The organism is Azospirillum sp. UFLA03-27 (genome assembly GCF_059803775.1).
The window spans coordinates 1-21,053 of sequence record NZ_JAUQTX010000059.1; the positions used below are offsets into that span (position 1 = coordinate 1).

Annotated in this window: 20 protein-coding genes and 1 tRNA gene; 8 read left to right on the plus strand and 13 right to left on the minus strand. The window is 69.2% G+C overall.

All coding sequences use genetic code 11. The features are described from left to right. Positions 1 to 67: 67 nt before the first annotated feature. Both Q4I23_RS11540 and Q4I23_RS11545 read left to right on the plus strand, forming a co-directional pair. A complete protein-coding gene (locus Q4I23_RS11540; protein ID WP_498526339.1) occupies positions 68 to 382 on the plus strand; it encodes an EamA family transporter in 315 nt (104 codons plus the stop codon). Positions 383 to 565: 183 nt separating this feature from the next. After that, positions 566 to 2,206, plus strand: a complete 1,641-nt coding sequence (locus Q4I23_RS11545) for a Na/Pi cotransporter family protein (RefSeq protein ID WP_498526340.1) — start codon at positions 566 to 568, stop codon at positions 2,204 to 2,206. Positions 2,207 to 2,221: 15 nt separating this feature from the next. Here the strand turns inward: Q4I23_RS11545 and Q4I23_RS11550 are convergent, their stop codons facing one another. From Q4I23_RS11550 to Q4I23_RS11585, 8 genes are all read right to left on the minus strand, one after another. Next, positions 2,222 to 3,154, minus strand: a complete 933-nt coding sequence (locus Q4I23_RS11550) for an NAD-dependent epimerase/dehydratase family protein (RefSeq protein ID WP_498526341.1) — start codon at positions 3,152 to 3,154, stop codon at positions 2,222 to 2,224. A gap of 338 nt (positions 3,155 to 3,492) precedes the next feature. Beyond that, a complete protein-coding gene (locus Q4I23_RS11555; RefSeq protein WP_454017493.1) occupies positions 3,493 to 3,888 on the minus strand; it encodes a response regulator in 396 nt (131 codons plus the stop codon). After that, positions 3,866 to 5,908, minus strand: a complete 2,043-nt coding sequence (locus Q4I23_RS11560; protein ID WP_498526342.1) for an MASE3 domain-containing protein — start codon at positions 5,906 to 5,908, stop codon at positions 3,866 to 3,868. Before Q4I23_RS11560 ends, Q4I23_RS11555 begins: the two co-directional genes overlap by 23 nt. Before the next feature lie 217 nt (positions 5,909 to 6,125). Next, the gene (locus Q4I23_RS11565) at positions 6,126 to 6,512 is read right to left on the minus strand and encodes a ribbon-helix-helix domain-containing protein (RefSeq protein WP_498526343.1); all 387 of its coding nucleotides are present in this window, start codon (positions 6,510 to 6,512) and stop codon (positions 6,126 to 6,128) included. Positions 6,513 to 6,617: 105 nt separating this feature from the next. Next, the gene (locus Q4I23_RS11570) at positions 6,618 to 7,328 is read right to left on the minus strand and encodes a Crp/Fnr family transcriptional regulator (protein WP_498526344.1); all 711 of its coding nucleotides are present in this window, start codon (positions 7,326 to 7,328) and stop codon (positions 6,618 to 6,620) included. 56 nt (positions 7,329 to 7,384) lie between these two features. Next, positions 7,385 to 8,149 (minus strand): TfuA-like protein, encoded by a 765-nt coding sequence (locus Q4I23_RS11575; protein ID WP_454017497.1) that lies wholly within the window; start codon positions 8,147 to 8,149, stop codon positions 7,385 to 7,387. A 53-nt stretch (positions 8,150 to 8,202) separates the two neighbouring features. Beyond that, positions 8,203 to 9,465 (minus strand): YcaO-like family protein, encoded by a 1,263-nt coding sequence (locus Q4I23_RS11580; RefSeq protein ID WP_498526345.1) that lies wholly within the window; start codon positions 9,463 to 9,465, stop codon positions 8,203 to 8,205. A 163-nt stretch (positions 9,466 to 9,628) separates the two neighbouring features. After that, positions 9,629 to 9,823, minus strand: coding sequence for a hypothetical protein (locus tag Q4I23_RS11585; protein ID WP_498526346.1), 195 nt, complete (start codon positions 9,821 to 9,823; stop codon positions 9,629 to 9,631). A 231-nt stretch (positions 9,824 to 10,054) separates the two neighbouring features. On the opposite strand from Q4I23_RS11585, the gene Q4I23_RS11590 reads away from it, so the two are divergent. Beyond that, the gene (locus Q4I23_RS11590) at positions 10,055 to 10,363 is read left to right on the plus strand and encodes a ribbon-helix-helix domain-containing protein (protein WP_014197659.1); all 309 of its coding nucleotides are present in this window, start codon (positions 10,055 to 10,057) and stop codon (positions 10,361 to 10,363) included. Between the two features lie 15 nt (positions 10,364 to 10,378). On the opposite strand, the gene Q4I23_RS11595 is transcribed toward Q4I23_RS11590, so the two are convergent. Next, on the minus strand, positions 10,379 to 13,480 hold the full coding sequence (locus tag Q4I23_RS11595) for an ATP-binding protein (protein WP_498526347.1): 3,102 nt from the start codon (positions 13,478 to 13,480) through the stop codon (positions 10,379 to 10,381). Positions 13,481 to 13,831: 351 nt separating this feature from the next. Here Q4I23_RS11595 and Q4I23_RS11600 point away from each other — a divergent pair. Continuing rightward, positions 13,832 to 13,906: transfer RNA gene (locus Q4I23_RS11600), tRNA-Gly, on the plus strand. A gap of 305 nt (positions 13,907 to 14,211) precedes the next feature. Here Q4I23_RS11600 and Q4I23_RS11605 read toward each other — a convergent pair. Continuing rightward, positions 14,212 to 15,219, minus strand: coding sequence for an inorganic phosphate transporter (locus tag Q4I23_RS11605; RefSeq protein WP_014197658.1), 1,008 nt, complete (start codon positions 15,217 to 15,219; stop codon positions 14,212 to 14,214). 4 nt (positions 15,220 to 15,223) lie between these two features. Then, positions 15,224 to 15,877, minus strand: coding sequence for a DUF47 domain-containing protein (locus tag Q4I23_RS11610; RefSeq protein ID WP_454017502.1), 654 nt, complete (start codon positions 15,875 to 15,877; stop codon positions 15,224 to 15,226). A gap of 230 nt (positions 15,878 to 16,107) precedes the next feature. Here Q4I23_RS11610 and Q4I23_RS11615 point away from each other — a divergent pair, with 230 nt between their 5' ends. The 3 genes from Q4I23_RS11615 to Q4I23_RS11625 all read left to right on the plus strand — a co-directional run bounded on the left by Q4I23_RS11615 (position 16,108) and on the right by Q4I23_RS11625 (position 18,324). Then, positions 16,108 to 17,154 (plus strand): NUDIX hydrolase, encoded by a 1,047-nt coding sequence (locus tag Q4I23_RS11615; protein ID WP_498526348.1) that lies wholly within the window; start codon positions 16,108 to 16,110, stop codon positions 17,152 to 17,154. Between the two features lie 58 nt (positions 17,155 to 17,212). Further along, entirely contained in the window at positions 17,213 to 17,710 is a 498-nt protein-coding gene (gene rraA, locus Q4I23_RS11620) for a ribonuclease E activity regulator RraA (protein ID WP_454017504.1), read from the plus strand. Between the two features lie 83 nt (positions 17,711 to 17,793). Continuing rightward, positions 17,794 to 18,324, plus strand: a complete 531-nt coding sequence (locus Q4I23_RS11625; protein ID WP_498526349.1) for a P-loop nucleotide/nucleoside kinase family protein — start codon at positions 17,794 to 17,796, stop codon at positions 18,322 to 18,324. A 7-nt stretch (positions 18,325 to 18,331) separates the two neighbouring features. On the opposite strand, the gene Q4I23_RS11630 is transcribed toward Q4I23_RS11625, so the two are convergent. Beyond that, entirely contained in the window at positions 18,332 to 18,622 is a 291-nt protein-coding gene (locus tag Q4I23_RS11630; RefSeq protein WP_498526350.1) for a hypothetical protein, read from the minus strand. A 144-nt stretch (positions 18,623 to 18,766) separates the two neighbouring features. Continuing rightward, positions 18,767 to 19,972: an MFS transporter gene (locus Q4I23_RS11635; RefSeq protein WP_498526351.1), complete on the minus strand. Its 1,206-nt coding sequence runs from the start codon at positions 19,970 to 19,972 to the stop codon at positions 18,767 to 18,769. Between the two features lie 140 nt (positions 19,973 to 20,112). Between Q4I23_RS11635 and Q4I23_RS11640 the strand changes: the two genes are divergently transcribed. Next, positions 20,113 to 20,913 (plus strand): AraC family transcriptional regulator, encoded by an 801-nt coding sequence (locus tag Q4I23_RS11640; RefSeq protein ID WP_454017508.1) that lies wholly within the window; start codon positions 20,113 to 20,115, stop codon positions 20,911 to 20,913. Positions 20,914 to 21,053 lie beyond the last annotated feature (140 nt).

Consider the following 21,053-nt stretch of genomic DNA (forward strand, 5'->3'; position numbering starts at 1 on the left):
GCGTATAATCGTCGGCAGCGTCAGATGTGTATAAGAGACAGGGACGGGCCTGCTCGCCGGAACCGGCGTGCAGGTGCTGACGGCGGGGCTGGCGCTGCTGCCCCTCGGGCTGCTGCTGGAGGACGCGGGGTCGATCCGGCTGACCGCCGGCTTCGCCGGGTCGCTGGTCTATCAGGCGCTGGTGGTGTCGATCGGCGGCTATCTGCTGTGGTTCCGCCTGCTGCAGCGGACGAGCGCCACGGAGGCCAGCGCTTATCACTTCCTGATGCCGCCGCTCGGCATGCTGTTCGGCTGGGCGCTGCTGGGTGAAACGGTGCAGCCTTGGGACCTGCTGGGCATTCTGCCGGTGGCGCTGGGCATCCGGTTGGTGACTCGGGGGTAAGGGTCGCATCCCGGCAAAAGGGATACGTCTTTCGCGGGGGATCAGGTTGCGCCCTGCGATTGTTACGTTTTCATGACGCCCCACTCTCCATCGTCCTGCTGTTGAGGCCCACACGCCGGGAGGCCCGCCATCACGACCGCCGCCATCTCGCCCACCCTGGTCCTGATCGACATCCTCGGCGCCGTGGCGCTGCTGCTGTGGGCGCTGCGGCTGGTGCGGACGGGCGTCTTCCGGTGGGGTGGGGCGGCGGTCCGCCGCTGGGTCGGCTACGGCACGCGCAATCGGCTGGCCGCCTTCCTGGCCGGCGTCGCCGCCACCATCGCGGTGCAGAGCAGCACGGCCACCGCGCTGATGACCGCCTCGATGGCCGGGCAGGGTTTCATGACCACCTCCATGGCGCTGGCGGTGATGCTGGGAGCCGATGTCGGGACGAGTCTCGTCGCCCGGCTGCTCGCCGTCGACCTGCACTGGCTGTCGCCCTGCCTGCTTCTGTTCGGCGGGGCGCTGCACGCGCTGGGCGGCGAGCATCGCGGGCGGCGGGCGCTGGCCCGCATTCTGGTCGGCATCGGGCTGATGCTGCTCGCCCTGAAGCTGCTCGGTGCGGCCACCCTGCCGGTCCGGGAATCGGCGCTGGTCCAGGCAATGCTGGAGGCGCTGGGCGGCGAGCCGCTGTTCGCCCTGATCGTCGCGGCGGCGCTGACCGCGGCGGTGCATTCCAGCCTCGCCACGGTGATGTTGGCGGGATCCCTGGCCAGCGCGTGGGTGATCGGGACCGAGACGGCGGTCGCGCTGGTCCTGGGCGCCAATCTCGGCGGCGCCGTGCCGGCGGTGCTGGCGACGTCGGCGGACGGCGCGGTGGCGCGGCGGGTGCCGCTGGGCAACCTGCTGGTCCGGGTGACCGGGGCGCTCCTCGCCCTGCCGCTGGTGCCGCCAGCGGCGTCCTTCCTGGCCGGCATGGCCCCGCTGACGGCGGTGGTCAGCGCGCATGTCGCATTCAACGCGGCGCTGGCCCTGCTCTTCCTCCCGCTGGTGACGCCGCTCGCCCGGCTGACCGAAAGGTTTCTGCCCGAGCCGGAGGACGCGGGAGAGGACGCGGCGACGCCCCGGCATCTCGACGAATCGGCGCTGGAAACGCCCACCGTCGCCATCGCGGGCGCCGTGCGCGAAACTCTGCGGTTGGGCGATCTGGTGGAGGACATGCTGCGCCGCAGCCTGACCGCCCTGCGCCAGAACGACGAACGCCCGATCGCCGAGGTCAGCCGCGCTGACGACCGGGTGGACCGGCTGCACACCGCGCTGAAGCTCTACCTCGCCAAGCTGGGGCGCCGTCACCTCGACGCCGAGGAGACTCGGCGGGTCGACGACCTGATGGCTTTTGCGATCAACCTGGAGCACATCGGCGACATCATCGACAAAAGCCTGATGGATCTGGCCGCCAAGCGCATCCGCCACCACCTGCATTTCGCGCCGGAGGATTTCCGGGAGGTGGAGGAACTGCACCGCCGCACGGTGGAGAACCTGCGCACGGCGCTCGGCATCCTGATCGGCGAGGATCGGCGGCTGGCCCGGCAGCTCATCGCCGGCAAGGACGCGGTGCGGGCGCTGGAGCGCACCGCCACCGCCCGCCACCTCGACCGCGTGCGCCGCGGCGACGCCGCCAGCATCGAGACCAGCGCCCTGGTGCTGGACATCCTGCGCGACCTGAAGCGCATCAACGCCCACGTCGCCGCGGTCGCCCTGCCGATCCTTGATCAGGTGGGCGAACTCCGCGAAAGCCGCCTGAAGGTCGTCGGGCTGCCCCGGTTGGAAAGCCGCGACGTCTAAGGAGAGGCCGCGGGTTTACCGCGGCATCTCCCCGGTCAGGGTCGCGCTCAGCCCCTGCAGCAGGCCGAACCGGCAGCCTTCGCCGAAGGTGGCGCGCAGCCGGGCCGGGTCGCCGATGGACACGCGGATATCGCCCGCCCGCGCCGGTTGGTGCAGGCGGCGCACCCGGCTGGCGCACAGCTCCTGCAACACCTCAAGCAGCATCAGGAGCGAGGTCGGGCGGCCGGTGCACAGGTTGAAGACCTCCGCCCCCTGGGATTGGCGCTCCATCGCCTTGACGAGGAAGCGCACGACGTCGCCGACGAACACGAAGTCGCGCACCTGCTCGCCATCACCGAAGATCGTCACGTCCTCGCCCTGCGCCACCCGGCGGGCGAAGATCGAGATCACACCGGAATAGGGCGAGGACGGGTCCTGCCGCGGTCCGTAGACGTTGAAGAAGCGGAAGCCCGTCGTCGGCACCCCGTGGATGGCCCAGGCGACGTTGGCGTGCAGCTCGCAGCCCAGCTTGTCCACGCCGTAGGCGGACAGCGGGCGCGTTGTGGCGTCCTCGCGCAGCGGGGTGGCCGTGTTGTCGCCATAGACCGCGGCGGAGGAGGCGTAGACCACCGGCACCGGGTTGCCGTTGCGGGCGCTGCGCGCCGCTTCGAAGACGGTGACGGTGCCCGACAGGTTGGTGCGGTGGGTTTCCGCCCACAATTCGCGTGAGCGCTGGACGGAGGCGACCGCGGCCAGATGGAACACGCCGTCCACCCCCTGGATCGCTTGGTGGACCGCATCCGGATCGGCGATGTCGCCGACCATCAGCTTCGCCAGCAGCGGCTTGTTCTCCAGCCGGCCGGTGCTCATGTCGTCCAGGATGGTGACCCGGTGCCCATCGCCGATCAATCGGTCGGCCAGATGCGATCCGATGAAGCCGCAGCCGCCGGTCACGAGAAAATGGGCCATGCGCCGTCCTTTCCACCTTCGCAATGCATGGTGCCATAGTGGCGAGGCGGGGCGGGACGGACCAGCCCATCTTAGGGGTAGCGAAGGGCGCAAGGGGTGCGCCGTTCCTGGCCGTTCGTGGTGGCGCATCCCGAATCGGCGCCGTTTCAGAGGCCTTTTCCGGCACCCCCGCGGCGGGCAGGCGGAACCGAGGGTTCAACAGCCTTATCCACCATCTTATGCACTTTTTTGTGGATAACTTTGGTCAAGGGGACCGATGGCCGCCGGGGGGCGGAAGGAATGCCGCCGTGTGTCCGGAGCAACAGCGGAGACATGGACCGGCTGTCACCCGGTCCCTTTCAGCCGGCTTCCGACTCGCCCGCCGTGGACAGCAGGCGGGCCACGGCCTTGCGCAGCTCCTCGTTCAGGAAGGGCTTGTAGAGCACGGCGTCCGCCGCGAACATCTCGGCCATCTTCAGGGCGTAACCGGCGGGCAGGTTCGGCGCCCCTCCGGACATGGCGAGCACCTTGCCGCCGGGGTTGCGGGTGCGCGCGGCCTTGATGACCTCCACCCCGTCGGCCTCGGGCATCAGCACATCGGTGACGATCAGGTCGAAGACCGCGCCGCCGTCCAGCAGACCGATGGCGACGCGTCCGTTTTCCGCCTCGACGACCTCGTGGCCGGCCTGTTCGATCACTTCGGTGACCGCCAGCCGCACGGCGGCCGAATCCTCAACGACCAGCACCTTCGCCATGAACCAGCATCCCATGTGTCGTTTGGCCCGGTCCGCCGGTCGGGGCGGTGGGCAGGTCGATGATGAAGGACGTCCCGCGTCCGGGGGCGCTCTCCACCAGAATGTCGCCACCCCCGTTCCGTACGATACCATATACCACCGAAAGCCCAAGCCCAGTCCCGGTGCCGACCGGCTTGGTCGTGAAGAAGGGGTCGAACACGCGCTGGCGCGTCGCCTCGTCCATACCCGTGCCGGTGTCGGCGACGGTCAGCCGCACATAGTCGCCCTCGCCGAGCTGGCGGCGGGATGCGTCCCGTTCCCTCAGGCTCAGGGAACGGGCGCCGATGATCAGGGTGCCGCCCTGCGGCATGGCATCGCGGGCGTTCTGGATCAGGTTGAGGAGGACCTGGGTCAGCTCGGTCGCCGTGATCGTCACCGCGTCCAGGCCGGGTTCCAGCCGCGTGCGGGTCTCGATGGATGCCGGCATCGAGGGGGCGGCGAGTTCCAGGGCGGAATGCACGGCCTCCTCCAGGTTGCCCGGCGGCGATTCGGCCACCTCGACACGGGCGAACTGAAGGACGTCGCGCATGATCGTGCGGGCTTTCACCCCGCTGTCGTGGATGGCGTTCAGATAGGTGTGGAGCTTGCGATCCTCTCCGGCGCGGCCGCGCGCCAGATCGGACAGGCTGATGACCGGTTGCAGCAGGTTGTTGATCTCGTGGGCGAGGCCGCCGACGAGGCTGCCGAGCGCCGCCATGGTCTGCTTCTGCCGCGCCGCTTCCGCCGACTGGCGCCGCGCGCTGATGTCGCTGGTGGTGCCGCGGTAGCCGAGGAAGGCGCCGTTGCCATCATAGCGCGGCGTGCCGCTGACCATCACCCAGCGCGCGCTCCCCCCCGGCGAGGCCAGCGGGAAGGACAGGCGGCGGAAGGGCTCCCGCCGGTGCAGGGCCTCCGTCAGGGCGGGAAAATCCTCCTCGGGACGATTGCGGTCCAGAAGATCGGCGTGGGTAAAGCCCAGAAGCTCCGACCCGCCCCGCCCGGTGGATTCCTGGGCGCGCGGCGACAGGGCGGTGAAGCGCCCGCGCTCGTCGGTTTCCCAGAACCAGTCGTTGGAGCATTCCAGAAGCGCCCGCCAGCGCGCTTCGCTCTCGCGCAGCTCGGCGGTGCGGGTGGCGATCAGCGATTCGAGTCCGCTCAGATGATCGCGCAGGGCCTCCTCGCTGCGGCGCATCCGGTAGAAGGCGAGATCGTAGGGATTCTGCAGGGCAGTGACGATGATCGCCCGGTACAGCAGGTAGAAGGACAGGATCTTGATGAAATGCCCCAGCGCGTTCATCGCCCCGTGGGGATCGGTGTAGAGCGTGAAGATCAGCTCCTGCGGGGCCAGCAGGGCGATGCCGGCGAAGGTCAGGCCGAACACCCTGGGCTCGAACTGCCGGCGCTTGCGGCACAGCAGCAGGCAGGCGACGACCGCCGCGGCGCTGAACGCGTATTCGGCGCCCACCTTGAAGGGGGTCAGCCCGACGTCCGGAAGGAAGCTGTCCGGCATGATGTCGAAGGTGAAGATCGACAGCAGGGTGCAGGCCACGACCGCGGCCTGGATCAACAGCACGTCGCCCGTGCGCAGCCGCGTCTCCGTCAGCAGCGGCGCGGCCAGGAAGACCGCGGCCTGAAGGCCGCGGGCGGCGATCCAGAGTTGGGTGGATTGGTTGGCGCCGGCCTCGCCGATGACGTTCATGCCGGGAAAGGCGATGGCGTGCAGCAGGTCCAGCAGCGCGATGCCCGGCATGGACAGGCCGACGAAGGCGAGGAAGGGCGATTGGTTCGTGTCCCGCGTGTTCCAGGCGATCGTGAAGATCGTCATGGCGACGGCGACGGCGAACAACTCTGCACAGAGATGGAACAGCAGGTAGTTGTGGCGCATCACCGTGCCCAGAACCGCCATCAGGATCAGCAGGGCGGTCAGGCCGGACAGGAAAGAACGGTCCCGGAGCCAGCGGGTGAACGTCGGTCTGATGGCGGACGGCTGGGTCCCGCTCATGAACGGTCGGCTCCGCGGTGGACGGGAGGGGCGGCCCACGGATGGCCCGGTCAGCCGACCATGGCTATGCCGCTGGACCGATCAACACACCAAATCCCGTCGCGGTGCAAGCCGGACGTTGCGTCGTTCAATCGGACGCGGCGATTCCTCACAGGCGCGTTGTTGAAACCGTCCCGTTGTCGGCACGCGCGGGGTTCAGCGGGATGCCGCCAGGGAATCAGCCTTCCTTGGCCGGCTGGGCCGGAGGCAGGTCGAAGGGGGTGCTGACGAAGGGATCGCCGCGGCCATGGCCGGCGCGGTCGTGACCTTTCTCGGTCGCCGCCTTGCGGTAGTAGCCGACGATGAACACACGGACCGCGTTGGCCAGCGAAACGGCAACCCCGCGCGACCGTTTGGACTGCGAATCAAGGCGGTCCTTGAGATCGCTGCACAACTCATCCACGGTCAGGTCTTCCCGGTGGCAGATGTCGTCCAACGCTTCCCAGTAGGAGGGCTCCAGGCGAAGCTGCGTCGGATGTCCGAACAGCTTGACGGTGCGCGCCACCAGCGGGATGGCGCTCAGCGGCGATGGTGCGTTGGACGCCCGTGAATCCTGACCCGACATAGCCCTGTATTCCTTGAATGTCAGCCGTGTTTTAAGTCACGCAGCCAATATAGCGCGATTGAAAAAATTTGCGACGATAAAACTCCCCAGACGTGCAGGGTGGCCTTACGGCACGTCACCCGACTCTCCCGCCATATCCTTCAGCATGTACAGATTGGTGACGACAATAAAACCTTTGTTATAGGTAATAGCGCCTGAGTTGCGCAATGCACGCAGGCTTTTGTTCACCATCTCGCGGGTAACACCCAACATTGCCGCCAGGGCTTCTTGTGACACGGGCTGGTTGATCCGCAAGCCCGCGGGGGTCTTCTGCCCATAGGTGTCGCCGAGCAACAGGATACGCCGGGCCAGCCGGCGCGGCACGTCGTGGAACACCGCATCCTCGATGTTCTCCGATACCCAGCGCAGCCGTTCGCACAGCACGCCCATCATCCGGATGCACAGGGAAGGATGCCGTTCCAGGAAGGAGATGAATTCCGGACGGTCGATGCGGAACAGTTCCGCCGGGCGGAGCGCGGTGGCCCCGGCGGTGCGGTCCTTGCCGTCGATCAAGGCGATTTCCCCCAGCACGTCACCGGGGTTCAGGATGTTGAGCAGCATCGTCTTGCCGTCCTCGGACGAGGTCGAGACGGCGATCTGCCCGTTCATGATGGCGTACAGGCAATCGCCGGGATCGCCCTTGCTGAACACGGTCTGGTTTTCGCTGAACCGCGACACCCGGCCCAGCGCGACCAGTTCCTGCATCCGGACGTCGTCGAGAACGCCCAACATTCGGTTGCGCCGCAGGATGCCGGCGACGTCCTTCAGTAAGGCCATGGCGTTCGCGGTCCCGGTTGAGTGCCGTCGAACCGTTGATGGCACCCGGCGGACGATCAGTCCAGCGGATTCCCCGTCTGGCAACGCCCGCCGTCCCGCAGGGCGCGGTCCCACAGGACGGTGTGCTCGAAATGGAAACGCGCCTCCGGCGCACGTGCGCCGCCCGCGGCCCAGCGGCGCATGGTCTGGAGCAGGTCCAGCGCATCCTCCCGCTTCTGGTCGCACCGTCCGGTGGGCAGCCAGTTGCGGAGATCGGCGAGTTCCTCCTCCGGCACCTCGGCGGCGGCGAGGCGGAACACCCGGCCAAAACCGCGCTCGCGATAGGGCAGGGCCTTGGCGATGGCCTCCAGCCGCCGCGCCGTGGCCGTGGGGACGACGCCCTCCTGCGCGGCGTCGGCCAGGGTGCGGCGGATGTTCACCATGGCCTCGGACAGGCTGGGATAGCCGAGTTCCGCCGGGCCGTGGATCACCGCCACCTCATCGTCGTCCTCCAGCCGCCCGTCGCGGAAGGCTTCGAAGACGGCGCCGACACCGATCATGCCGAAGGGATGCAGTTCCGCGGCGCGCAGGGCGCCCATGCTGGATGCCCCGAACACCGCGATCCCCTGGTGGATGGCGTGCAGGATCTCCTTGTGCCAGACGGAGGGGATGTTTCCGAAATAGCCGTCCACGATGCCGATCGCCCGCGGCTTGCGCTCGCACAGCCGGATGACGTCGCCCTGGGCGACCGGCGGCAGATAGGTGGCGTCCAGGTACCGCGCCGCGTCGGCGCGGGGCAGGGTGGGGCCGAGGAAGACGTAAAGGCCGTCCGGCGTCTGCATGGGAGTCTCCGCCTTCGCTCTCTTAATCTTAAGGCCGGCATCAGAGGCCGGTATCAGAGGCCGGCGACGGCCCGCGCCCGCGCGCCCATCGCGTAGTCCGGGGAGGAATCCAGCCCCTCCAGGCCGGGAATGACCAGACGGACCACGGCAATGCCGAACTCCGGCTTGGTCAGGTCCACCGCCACGGCCTCCTCGATGCCGGCGTCGCGCAGCCGGTCGAGCTGGCTTGCCAAGTCCTCCTCGATGGTGTGCCCGGCGAGGCTGGGGATGGCGGCAAAGTCGCGGCGCCCGGCCCCCTCGGTGATCAGCGCCGTCCAGCGCGCGTGCTGCGCCGGGTCGAGGTGGCGTTCGTACTCGGAGCGGGGCATGTCGTCGCGCGCCCCGGCGATGAAGGTCAGCCGGCTCTGCGCCGCCTCGGTCAGCGCGCGGGACAGCGCAACTTCCGGCGCGGCGTGGCAGCCCATGCCCATGGCCGGGCGGATGCTGTGCTGCGGTGCGTCCTCCCGCGTCGCGATGCGGCAGAGGAAGGCCGGCAGGCCGATGTCGCTGGTGATGTCCCACAGGCCGACCGCGACCCCCGCGTCGTCGAAGCGGTCGAGCAGGGAGCGGCAGACCGGGTCGGCGACGCTGGCCGGATCGATGCGGGTGGCGGCCTGGGCCTCCGGAGAGGCCAGGCGCCACAGTGTGGCGGCGTCGCGCTCGACCAGCTCGGTCATGGCGTGCGCTGTCGCCTCGGCGAGGCTGTTGCCCGAGGCCAGACCATTCGACCCGGCCAGGAAGCAGCCCGAGCCCGGCGGCATCGGCAGCGTGAAGTTCAGATGCACCGTCTCGAACGGCACCCACGTCCGCCCGCCGCCCAGCAGGTCGTCGCCCTCGATCCACAGCATCGGGGTGTGTGGGGTGAAGGCGCTGGTCGACAGCCGCGGCAGGCGGGTCACGTCCACCACCCGGTGGGTCCAGCGCAACTCGTCGTAGCTGGCGTATTTCAGCGGCAGGGTGATGCGTTCGGCGTGGTAGCTCTCGATCGACTCCATGACGCCCGACGCCTTGGCGGCGTCCAGCGTCACGCCCTTGCCCTGGGCGACGGAGATCGAGCGCGCGTTCGGCCGGGTCACCATCACGACTGGGATGCCGACATGGTCCAGCCCCGTGACGTTCGCCACCCGCGTGATGCCCATGACGGGCAGGAAGGGGGCGACGCGGGCCAGCGTCTGGTCCGGCGTGGCGATCCGGTGGGTTCCGGTGGTGTGAACCTTCAGCGGCTGGTCGGACATGGCCGGATCCCGCGCGATGCCGCGGACGAAATCAAGGGGCATGGGAGAGGGTCTCCGCCGTGGAATGCCCGTGGCGAGCCGGATGGGAACCGGCGAAGGACGAGGGAGCGGGCGGGGACCGTGGCAGGCCGGCCAGGGAAACACCGGTCGCCACGGCCCGGAGAGCAGGCCCGGGCGGGGGGCCTTGGCAGGGTCGCCCCGCCGATCAGAGGCCTGGAGTGATCGCGTGGCGGGCGGCCTCGTGGTCGTCGCTGTTGAAGGCGCGGCGGTCGCCGATGCGGGCGGCGGCGGTCAGGGCGGCGATCTGCTCGACAACCTCGGTCACGCCCTGGGCGGTCACGGCGAAGAGACGGCCGTCGGCACCACGGATGAGGGCGGACTGGTCGATGATGGCGGTCATGGGAACAGCTCCTGGGCGTGGGTTTCGAGGAACCGCGAATACTGCGGTATGTCGAAACCTTGGCCGCTGTGAGCCGTCCGGACTGTGAAGAACTTCACATGCCGGACACCCCCGCTCCGGGTAAAAATCGCCTACACGCGCACACACGCATGTTTAGTCCCGGAAAAATTCCGGCGACCTGGAAAATATTCGCCAAGCCGAGAACCGGCCAGCCGAGACAGGAGCGTACCGATGAAGTTGGACCGCCGCATTCCCCGCAGCCTCGACGAGATGGCCGACCTCAGCTCGCTCGCGGCTCCGCCCGCCGTGGTGACGCGCTCGCTGACGATCGGAGGGCGCCGCGCCAGCCTGCGGCTGGAGGCGACGATCTGGGACGGGCTGAAGGACATCGCCAAGTCCCAAGGCAAGTCGCTTGAGGCGCTGTGCGCCGACATCCACGACAGCCGGACGGAGGGCATCCCCTTCGCCACCAGCGTCCGGGTCTATGTGCTGAACCATTTCCGCAGCACCGCCGCGGGCAGCACCACGCTGGTGGCCTGACGCTCCTACGCCCGTTCAGGTCACCGGGCCGGACGCGGCGAGGCAGCGGCGGAAGGTCCGGCAGCGGTCGGACAGCGGCATCATGGACAACTGGCGGCTCATCGTCTCGGCAGCCGCCAGATGCTCCACGGCCTCGCGATGCTGGCCGGTGGCGGTGAAGGCCTGGGCCAGGGCGAAGTGCGACCAGCCCTGCTCGGACAGTTGCCCGGCGTCCGTCGCGATGCTCAGCGCCTTGGCGGCGCAACCGATCGCAGTGTCGTGCTGCGCCGTCTCCAGGGCCAGATCGGACATCCAGTTCAGAATCCGCGGCCTGGGCAGCGAGTGATTCAAGATGTGCGCCTGTTCCAGGCTGGCGTTCAGCAGGCGCGCCCCCTCAGCAGCGCCACCGGTGCGGGCGATGGCGTAGCCCAGCGCGCCCAGCGTGATCGGTTGGAAGATGTGCAGGCGCGTCGCCTCGGTGATCGTCACGGCGTCCTTCAGCAGCGGCAACGCCTCGGCGAAGCGCTCGCCGATGATGTGGACCAGCGCCAGATGGACCTTCACCGACGACACGGAGAAGGCGTGACCGACCTCCTCCGCGATGTCGAGCGCGTGGAGCATCACCCGGACGGCCTCGTCGTCGCGCCCCAGCTCGGCGAGGCAGCGGCCCTGATAGGCGGCGGTGATGGCGACCGCCACCGCGGTCAGGCCGAACCGCGCGCGCGGGGCATTGGCCAGCGCCAGGCTGCGCGCCTGCTCCAGCTTCTCCTGCGCTTCCGGAAAATGCCCCTTGTCCACCAGCATGCCGCCCAGCCGCATCAGCCCCTGGATGCGCAGTTCCATCGTCCCCTGGTTGCCCAGATGGTCGAGGGCGCTGCGGCTGAGCGCGATGGCCCCGTCCAGCACGCCGTAGACCCACTGGAAGGACGCCTTGAGCGACGTCGCGCGGGCGTAGCGGATGCGGTCGCCGATGCCCAGCGCCATGTCCCGCGCCTCCTCCAGCGGGTCGCCGGCCAACTGGCGCCCCTGGGGCAGCAGGACGAGGGGAATGCCGACCCACAGGTCGATCCGCCGCTGGGTGTTGCGGCGGGTGTCCGGCAGATGGTCCAGTGCCTTCAGAGCCTGTTCGTAGAAGCGCCCGGCGTCGAAATGCTTGCAGCGCATTTCCGCCCGGCGCCCGGCCCGTCGGCCGTAGGCGCAGGCGAGCGGCCAGTCCTCGGCGTAGAAAGCGTGATGGGCGATCAGCTCCGCCCGGTTCGGCAGGTTGCGGTCGGACCGCCGCCGCAGGGCGTGCAGAACGCGCCCGTGCAGCGGCTGGCGCTCCCGCTTGGTCAAGGTGGCGTAGGCGACCTCCTGGACCAGCGCGTGGCGGAAGGTCAGCTCCAGGTTGGGCAGCAGGCGGGTGCGCGCGAAGAAGCCGCTTTGCTCCAGCCGGGCCAGAGCCGAGGGCAGTTCGGTGGCGGGGATCGGAGACACCGCGCGCAGCAGGCCCAGATCGACCGATGTGCCGATCACCGCCGCATGCATCAGCACCCGCCGCGGGCCGGGCTCCAGCGCGTCGATCCGCGAGGCGAGCAGGCCGTGCACCGTGGCCGGCAGGGACATCCGGGCGTCGGCCTTGCCCAGGCTGTAGCGGCCCGGACTGCCGACGATGGCCCCGGTCGTCTCCAGCGTGCGCAGCGACTCCTCCAGATAGAGCGGCACGCCCTGGCTCTGCGCCGCGACGCGCGCCTTCAGGTCGGCCAGCGAGGGGCTGTGGCCCAGCCAGTGGTCGAGGAACTCGTCGGCCTGCAAGGGCTCCAGCGGTTCAAGCGCGAGGGCATGGACGGAGTCGGGCGCGGTCCAGCCGCCCGGCGAATCCGGACGCGAGGTGGCCAGGACGAAGACGCGGGCGTCCTCCACCCCTTCGGCGAGGGCGTCCAGCAGGCGGTTGGTCAGCCCGCGCGTCCAGTGCGCGTCCTCGACGAGGATCAGCAGCGGGCGCTCCACCGACAGCTCGCGGATCGCCGCGACCAGCCCCTCGATGCTGAAATCGGCCTTCTGGGCCGGGTCGAGCCCCTGCCACAGCGGATGGACGGAGGGCTGGCCGAGCAGTTCCCGCATCGCTTCGCCGGCCAGTTCGCCGCCGTTGCGCGCCGCGGCGGCGGTCAGCCGGGCCACCGTCGGACCATTCAGTGTCGGGTCGTCCCGTGTGGGGCCATCCAGTGTGGAGCCGTCCATCGCCGGACCGTCCGCCGCTCCGCAGACCGCCAGGGCGAGGCAGCGGGCCGCCGCCTCCAGATCGTCGGGGTCGCCCAGGCGGCGGATCGGGAATTGCGGCCAGATGGCGATGGTGAAGGCCGCGGCCTCCGGGCTGCGCATCAGCTCGCCGGTCAGCCGGGATTTGCCGATGCCGGCCTCTCCGATCAGGATGGCGCAGGCGCCGCGGCCCCGCTCGGCCCGCCGCAGCGCGCCGGTCAGCATGGCCAGTTCCGGTTGGCGCCCCACGAACAGGGTGCCTTCGGCTGACAGCAGATCCATCGCCGTGCGCCGCATCGCCCGCGCCGCTTCCAGGGCGAAGGCGGTCACCGGCTCCGCCGTGGCGGACAGGCGCAGCGTTCCCGCCGGACGGACGCTCAGGCCCTTGGGCACGAGGTCCAACGTCTCGCGGCTCAGCAGCACGCTGTTGGGGTGCGCCCGCTGCTGAAGCTTGGCGGCGACATGCACCGTCTCGCCCACGGTGCGGTAATCGGTCCATACCCCGGTCTCGATGATCTGGGCCACCACCTCGCCGGAGCTGATGCCGACCCGCATCTTGAACTCGTCCGAATCGATGGCCGAGCGGGCGATGTCCTGCGCGGCGAGGCAGGCGCGCAACGCGTGATCCTCCTGCGCGGAGGGCGCGCCGAACACCGCCATGATGCCGTCGCCCAGCACCTGGGCCACCGTGCCGCCGTAGCGCTCCACCGAGTCGGTGAGGACTTGCAGAATGGTGAGAAGGGTCTGGTCGGCCTCCTCCGGGTCGCGGCCCGACACCATGCTGGAGGATTCGACGATGTCGGCGAACAGAACGGTGACGACCTTGCGTTCCGCGCTGTTGCGCCGGGCCGCTCCGCCATCCGCCGAATCCGGAGGGCGCGTGGCGTCGGGTGCGGGCATGGGCCGGCAGGACGCCTTCCGAGGCGCCGCCGTGGGCATCGGTTGCGATTCGCCCAGGTCCATATCCGTTCCGGCCATCGAAGCCCCCCTGCGGAGCGTCATCGGCATGTTAGAGGAAACAATTTCGAATGCGCAGACATTCAAAACAACGGTTGGGTAATTCCGTTCTGAACGAGGCAGCGTAACATATGTTGGTATGTTTTATCGCGCAATCCGCAAGCGGCGGCCCCTGCCCGCCTGCATTCCTGCCGTGCCGCGGCTCCTTCGACGCACGGATTGGTGTCGCGTGAAAAAATAGGCTTGCCTTGGCCGCGGCCGGGGCGTATACGGGCGCTCCTCCGCTGGAGCGGCGCGGGCGTAGCTCAGGGGTAGAGCACAACCTTGCCAAGGTTGGGGTCGAGGGTTCGAATCCCTTCGCCCGCTCCATTTTCAGCGCGGATGGTACGAAAAAGGGCGGCCTTGGGCCGCCCTTTTCGCGTTTTGCGCCGTGTCGCTGCGCTGGGGCGCCGGGGCGGAAGCCGGTGGCGGGCCTTTCGGCCCGCCGGCCCCGCTAAAGCGGATTGCAATCCGCTTTGGACCGCGACGGCGGTCCCGGTCGCACATGCGACCGGAGCCCGCCTCTCGCGGGAACAGAGTTCCCGCTGGCGGCAGGCGGATGCCATCGGCATCCGCTGAGAGCCGGCGAATGAGGCGATATGAGTCTAAAGCGAACGGAAGTCGCTTTAGGTCTGTCACCACAGCGCCAGCGACAGCTCGTAGAAGAGCGCGCCGACGACGGCCGTCGCCGGCAGGGTGATGACCCAGGCCATGACGATGCCCTGCGCCAGACCCCAGCGCACCGCGCTGGTGCGGCGGGCGGCGCCGACGCCGATGATCGCCCCGGTGATGGTGTGGGTCGTGCTGACCGGCACGCCGAGCCACGTCGCGACGAACAGCGTGATGGCCCCGCCGGTCTCCGCGCAGGAGCCCTGGACCGGCTTCAGATCGGTCAGCTTGGACCCCATGGTCTTGACGATGCGCCAGCCGCCGAACAGCGTGCCCAGCCCCATCGCGGCCTGACAGGTGATGACCACCCAGAAGGGCACGTGGAAGGTTTCCCCCAACAGGCCCTGGGAATAGAGCAGGACGGCGATGATGCCCATGGTCTTCTGCGCGTCGTTGCCGCCGTGTCCCAGGCTGTAGAGCGCGGCGGAGCCGATCTGGATGTGGCGGAACAGCCGGTCGACCGCGAAGGGCGTGCTGCGCCGGAAGATCCAGGACACCGCCACGATCATCACGCTGGCCAGCAGGAAGCCGACCACCGGCGAGACGACGATGGCCGCGGCGGTCTTCGCCAGACCGGACACCACCACGGCGTCCAGCCCGGCCTTCGCCACGCCGGCCCCGACGAGGCCGCCGATCAGCGCGTGGGAGGAGCTGGACGGGATGCCCAGCCACCAGGTGAAGACGTTCCAGACGATGGCGCCCATCAGCGCGCCGAAGATGACGTGCGGGTCCACCACCCCCGCCCCGACGATGCCGGTGCCGATGGTGGTCGCCACATGCAGCCCGAAGAACAGGAAGGCGATGAAGTTGAAGAAGGCGGCCATGGCGACGGCGGTCCGCGGCGACAGCACGCGGGTGGAGACGACCGTTGCGATGGAGTTGGCCGCGTCGTGCAGCCCGTTGAGGAAATCGAAGAGGAGGGCGACGCCGATCAGCCCGATGAGGATGGGCAGGGCGAGGGTAGCGGCTTCCATGGGATCAGACCTGTTCGACGATGATGCCGTCGATGGTGTCGGCCACGTCCTCGCACGCATCGAGCACGCGTTCCAGCAGCTCGATGATCTCGCGTTGAAGGGCGTGGCGATGGGTGATGGGGGCGTCGAGCCCGCCGCTCTCGTCGCGCAGCCGGTGCTTGGCTTCGCGCAGGAGCCGGTCGCCTTCGCTCTCGATCCGCGAGACCTCGGCGGTCATCGCGTGGAGTTGCTCGACGTGTTTGGGGATGTCGCGGAGCAGGGGGATGCCCGCGCTCAGCCGGGCGGTGCAGCGCACGATGGCGTCGGCCTGGGCGTGCATTTCCGGCGTGTAATCGGTGAAGCCCGCCTCCACGAGGTGACGCGCGGTCTCCTCGATGAGGTTGAGAACGTCGTCCATCCGCTTGCCGAGTTCCTGGATGTCCGAACGGTCGAAGGGCACGATGAAGGTGCGGTGGACGGCGAGCTGGATCTCCTTCTCGATGGCGTCGGCCTCGCTCTCGACCCGGCGGATGGTCTGGAACCGCTCCTCCAGGTCCTGGCCGCTGGCCATCATCGCCCGCAGCGCCTCGGCGCCCGTGGCGACGGTCCGGGCATGCTCGGCGAACAGGTCGAAAAACCGTTCTTCGCGCGGCATCAGGGCCCGGAACAAATTCAGCATGCGTGGTTCTCCAACTTACGCCGGCCTGCAGTGCTGGGGACCCGCACGGACGCGCGCGAGCCTCAGCGTCGCGGCTGGTGTAACATCCCCGGCGCCCGTGGGGAGTCACAAAAGTGTCATGCCGGGCCGGCTTGCGGCGAGATTTCACGGGGGTGGCCGGCGGAAAGACCGGTGATTTGCCGCGGCGGGCCGCTTATCCTGCCGCCGACGGATCGGCAACGGGGTGGCGCGTGGCAGGGGAAACACGGAACGGCTCGGAAACTCAGATCGGCCTGACGGCGGCCATCGTTTCGGTGGGCGTGTCCCCGGCGAATGGTGCCGAGCCGCGCGTGGTGACCGTGCGCAGCGGCTTCGAGATCCCCGAATCGCACCGCCGCGGCGACGAGCCGCCGCCCCACCGCGACGCGCTGCCGGGCGCCCCCTTCGATCCCGAGCGCTTCCGCACCCTTCAGGACGGCCTGCGCGCGGTCGCGGAGGGCGCGGCCGGGCTGACCCTGCGCTATGTGGAACAGCTCTACAGCTTCGGCGACCGCTACCGCGACCCGCACGAGCTGTTCGGCGGCCCGCGCTCGCTGGTGGTCGGCTATCTGGCCTTGCTGCGCGAGGCGCCGCTGCGCATCGACGGTGCGGAGTGGCGCGGCCTGTATGAGTTCTTCCCCTGGGAGGACTGGCGCGATTCGCCGCCGGCGCTGCTCGATTCGGTGATCCGCCCGGCGTTGGCCCGCTGGGTCGCTGGAGCACCTGACGAGCCCGCCCGCGCCCGCCGCGGTGAGCGTGCCCGCATGGCCTTCGCCCTGGATGGCGGGGATTGGGATTCTGAACGGGTGCTGGAGCGCTACGAACTGCTCTACGAGGCCGGGCTGGTGGTGGAGGCGTTCCGCGACCATGACCTCGCCCGCCGGGCGGGGGTGGAGGAGCGCACGGTGCGGCTGGAGATGCCCCGCGCGCTGGGCCGCCCGATGGCCCGCGACGGCCGCCGCGTCCTGGCGACGGCACTGGAGCGGCTGCGCGGCAAGCTGAAATACCGCCCCATCGTGTTCGAGCTGCTGCCCCCGACCTTTACCCTGCACCAGCTTCAGCAGGTGGTGGAGGCGCTGTCGGGCGAGCGGCTGCACAAGCAGAACTTCCGCCGCCTGATGATCTCCGGCGGGCTGGTGGAACCGACCGGCCAGTATGAAAGCCAGACCGGCGGGCGCCCCGCCGAACTCTACCGCTTCCGCCGCAGCGCCATCCTGGAGCGCACCAGCACGGGCGCCATCGCCGCCCCGGAGGATTGACCACCGTTGATCTGTGGGTATTCTGCCGCCAATGCCTAAAGAAGGGGAGCGAAAGCGCATGACCGACTTCGACAGCACCTGCGACCTCTACGACCGGTTCGAGAAGACCGTCCGCGTCGCCGACCCCGTCTTCCGCGATTTCGGCCGGCGTTGCAAATTCAGCGGCGCCGCGGTGACCGTGAAGTGCTTTGAGGACAATTCCCGCGTCAAGGAGACGCTGGGCACGCCGGGTCGGGGCAAGGTGCTGGTGGTGGACGGCGGCGGCGGCCTGCGCGCTGCGCTGATGGGCGACCTGATCGCCAAGGACGCGGTGAAGAACGGCTGGGAGGGCGTGGTCATTCACGGCTGCGTCCGCGACGCCGCGGTGCTCGCCACGCTGGATCTGGGCATCAAGGCGCTGGCGGCGATTCCGCGCAAGACCGTCCGCAACGGCGAGGGGCAGAAGGATCTGCCGGTGACGCTGGCCGGCATCCGGATCAATCCTGGTGATTTGGTCTTCGCCGACGAGGACGGCGTGCTGGTGCTGACTCCGGAGGAGTTCGGCGCCGTCGCGTGACAGGTATGGAACGGGACAGGCAAAGGCGCCATGGCCCGGCCCTGTGATCCTGCCATCAAGCCCGGCCAAGAGGAGTGCGGCGCATGTTGATCGTCTTCGGCGGGCTGCCCGGAACCGGCAAGACGACGATTGCCTGTGCGTTGGCGCAACGGCTCGGCGCCTTTTATCTGAGGATCGACACGATCGAGCAGGCGATTCGCGCAACCGGCGGCGCCGACGATTCGATCGGCCCGCAGGGCTATGTAGTCGCCTACGCCGTAGCTGGCGACAATCTTCGGCTTGGCGCCACCGTCGTCGCGGATTCGGTCAACCCCATCCAGATCACGCGCGAGGCGTGGCGTGCCACGGCGCTTCGGGCCGGGGTGCCGCTGGTCGAGGTGGAGGTCGTGTGCTCGGACCCGCTTGAGCACCGCCACCGGGTCGAAACCCGTCACAGCGACATCGCCGGGCACCGTCCGCCTTCCTGGGCGGCGGTGATGGGGCGGACCTACGAGCCGTGGGACGGGCCGGCGGTCGTCGTCGACACGGCGGGCCGCGCGGTCGACGCCTGTGTCGCGGCGATTCTGGCGGTTTTGCCGATCCGCTCGCCCGACGGGACCGGGCGCCCTCGATGAGACGGGATCAGCCCGCGACCTTCTCCCACCCCATTTTCTGGTACCGGTATTCCAGGATCGTCGGCGCCGCGCAGGCGTAACCGACCCAGACGCCCAGCGTCATCAGGGCGCCGGCCGGCCACAGCGGGATGGAGATGAGGATCAGCGCCGCGTGGATCGCGGCGTGCAGCCACTCGGCCTTTTTCGCAAAGTAGACCGGGCCGAGCAGGAAGGCCCAGAGGATCTCACGGTTGGTCACCGCCTCCCGCTGGCCGTTTGTGGGATTCTCGAACACCATCCCGGACGGAGCCGCCGCCATCCCTGCCTCCCTTTGGTTGTTTTCCATTCTATTTGGGGAGGCAGTCTGGACGACGGCGGCCCGGCCTGTCGAGGCCGAAACAACCTTTTTCCGGATGGTGGAGTGGAGACCCGTCCGGCGGACTCACGTCGGCTCGCTTGCGGTTCAGGGGGCCTTGTGCGGGGAGACGTTGGGCAGCAGTGCGGCGAACAGGCCGAGCAGGGGAACGACCGAGCAGGCCTGGAAGACGAAGCCGATGCCCTTCCAGTCGGCCAGGACGCCGAGCCCTGCGGCGGCCATTCCCCCGATGCCGAAGGCCAGACCGAAGAACAGGCCGGACACCATGCCGACCCGGCCGGGCATCAGCTCCTGCGCGTAGACGATGATGGCCGGGAAGGCCGAGGCCAGGGCCAGCCCGATCACCGCGCTGAGCGCGACCGTCGCGGTCAGCCCGACATGGGGCAGCAGCAGCGTGAAGGGCAGGATGCCCAGGATCGAGATCCAGATGACCGTCTTGCGACCGATCCGGTCGCCGACCGGCCCGCCGATGATCGTCCCCGCCGCCACCGCTGCCAGGAAGACGAACAGGCAGAGCTGCGCGGAGTCCGGCGCAAGGGCGAAGCGCTCCATCAGGAAGAAGGTGTAGTAGCTGGTGAGGCAGGCCAGATAGACGTATTTGGACAGGATCAGCACCATCAGCACGGCCAATGCCCGGTTCACCTGCCCGCGGGTCAAGCCAGGGTGGCGGATCGCCGCGCCGCCGCGGATCGGGCGGGCGTGGTCGCTGCGCGCGTACCAGCGTCCGATGCCGGTCAGCAGCGCCATGCCGCCCAGGGCGGCGAGCGCGAACCAGGACAGGCTCTCCTGCCCGCGCGGCAGGATGATGTAGGCGGCCAGCAGCGGCCCCAGCGCCGAGCCGGCGTTGCCGCCCACCTGGAACAGCGACTGCGCCAGCCCATGCGCGCCGCCGGAGGCCAGTCGGGCGATCCGCGACGCCTCGGGGTGGAAGACCGAGGAGCCGAAGCCCAGCAGGGTCGCCCCGATCAGCAGCGCCGCGTAGTTCGGCGCGAAGGCCAGCGTGACCAGCCCGACCAGCGACGCCCCCATGCCAATGGTCAGGGAGTAGGGCGCCGGCCGCCGGTCGGTGGCGAGCCCGATGATTGGCTGAAGCAGCGAGGCGGTGATCTGGTAGGTCAGGGTGAGCAGGCCGATCTGCGCGAAGCTGAGGTCGAATCCGCCCTTCAGGATCGGGTAGATCGCGGGCAGCAGGGACTGGATCAGGTCGTTCAGCAGATGGCAGACGCTGATCGTCCCCAGGACGGGCAGGGCCGTCCCCCCGGCCTTGGGCCGGGACAGGGTGGTGTCGGTCACGGAAGGAAGCCTTTTTTGGCGCTTGGCCGGGTTTGGCGCTTGGCTGGCGGGCGGCGCGTTGCTTGGTGTGGAGCAACAGCCTATGGTGAGCCGCGACGGCCTGCCACCGCGGTCAGGCCGATTTCTTACGAGACTGGGCCATGGTCCGGAACCTGCGCATCGACACGGTCGAGGAGTCGCCCAGCCCGCTGATCGCCCTGGGGCAGGATCACGCGGACGGCACCTTGCTGGCTGCCCACACGCACCGGCGCGGGCAGTTGCTGTCCGGGGCGACGGGGACGCTGCTGCTGTCCACCGCCCAGGGGCGCTGGGTGATGCCGCCCCATTGCGGGCTGTGGATTCCGCCGGGCGTTCCGCACGAGGTCCGCATGATCGGGATGGTCATGACGCGGAGCCTCTATCTGGCCCCCGCGCTGGCCGACACCATGCCGGGCCGCTGCGAGGTGGTGGCGCTGTCGCCCTTCTTCCGCAGCCTGATCGGGCGGGCGATCGACGTGCCGGTGGACTACGACCCGGAGAGCCACGACGGCGCGGTGATGGCGTTGCTTCTGCACGAGATGCGACGGCTTCCGGTGGAGCCGCTGTCGCTGCCCTTTCCCGCCCACGCTGCCCTGGCGGAGCGCTGCCGGCGGTTCCTGCAGGAGCCGACGATCCAGGCGACGATCGAGGCGTGGAGCGGCGGTCTGGGCATGAGCCGCCGCAACTTCACCCGGCTGTTCCGGCGCGAGACGGGGCTGAGCTTCGTGGAATGGCGCCAGCAGGCCTGTCTGGTGTCCGCCCTGCCGCGACTGGTCGCGGGGGTTCCGGTGACGACGGTGGCGCTGGACCTCGGCTACGACAACCCGGCGGCCTTCACGACGATGTTCAAGCGGACGCTGGGGGCGTCACCGCGCGCGTATCTGGCGCAGGCTGGTGCTCATGGCGCGGAACGTTCGGCCTGAGGCTCTCTGTATCTCTGTGGTTCAAATGCCGAGACCAAAGAAGAAAAGCCCCGCTGGAGCGATTCCGGCGGGGCTATTCATTAACGCAGAAATTCTCGTGCTTGGCCCCCTCCCGGCCTCCCCCCGCTGGGCGGGGGGAG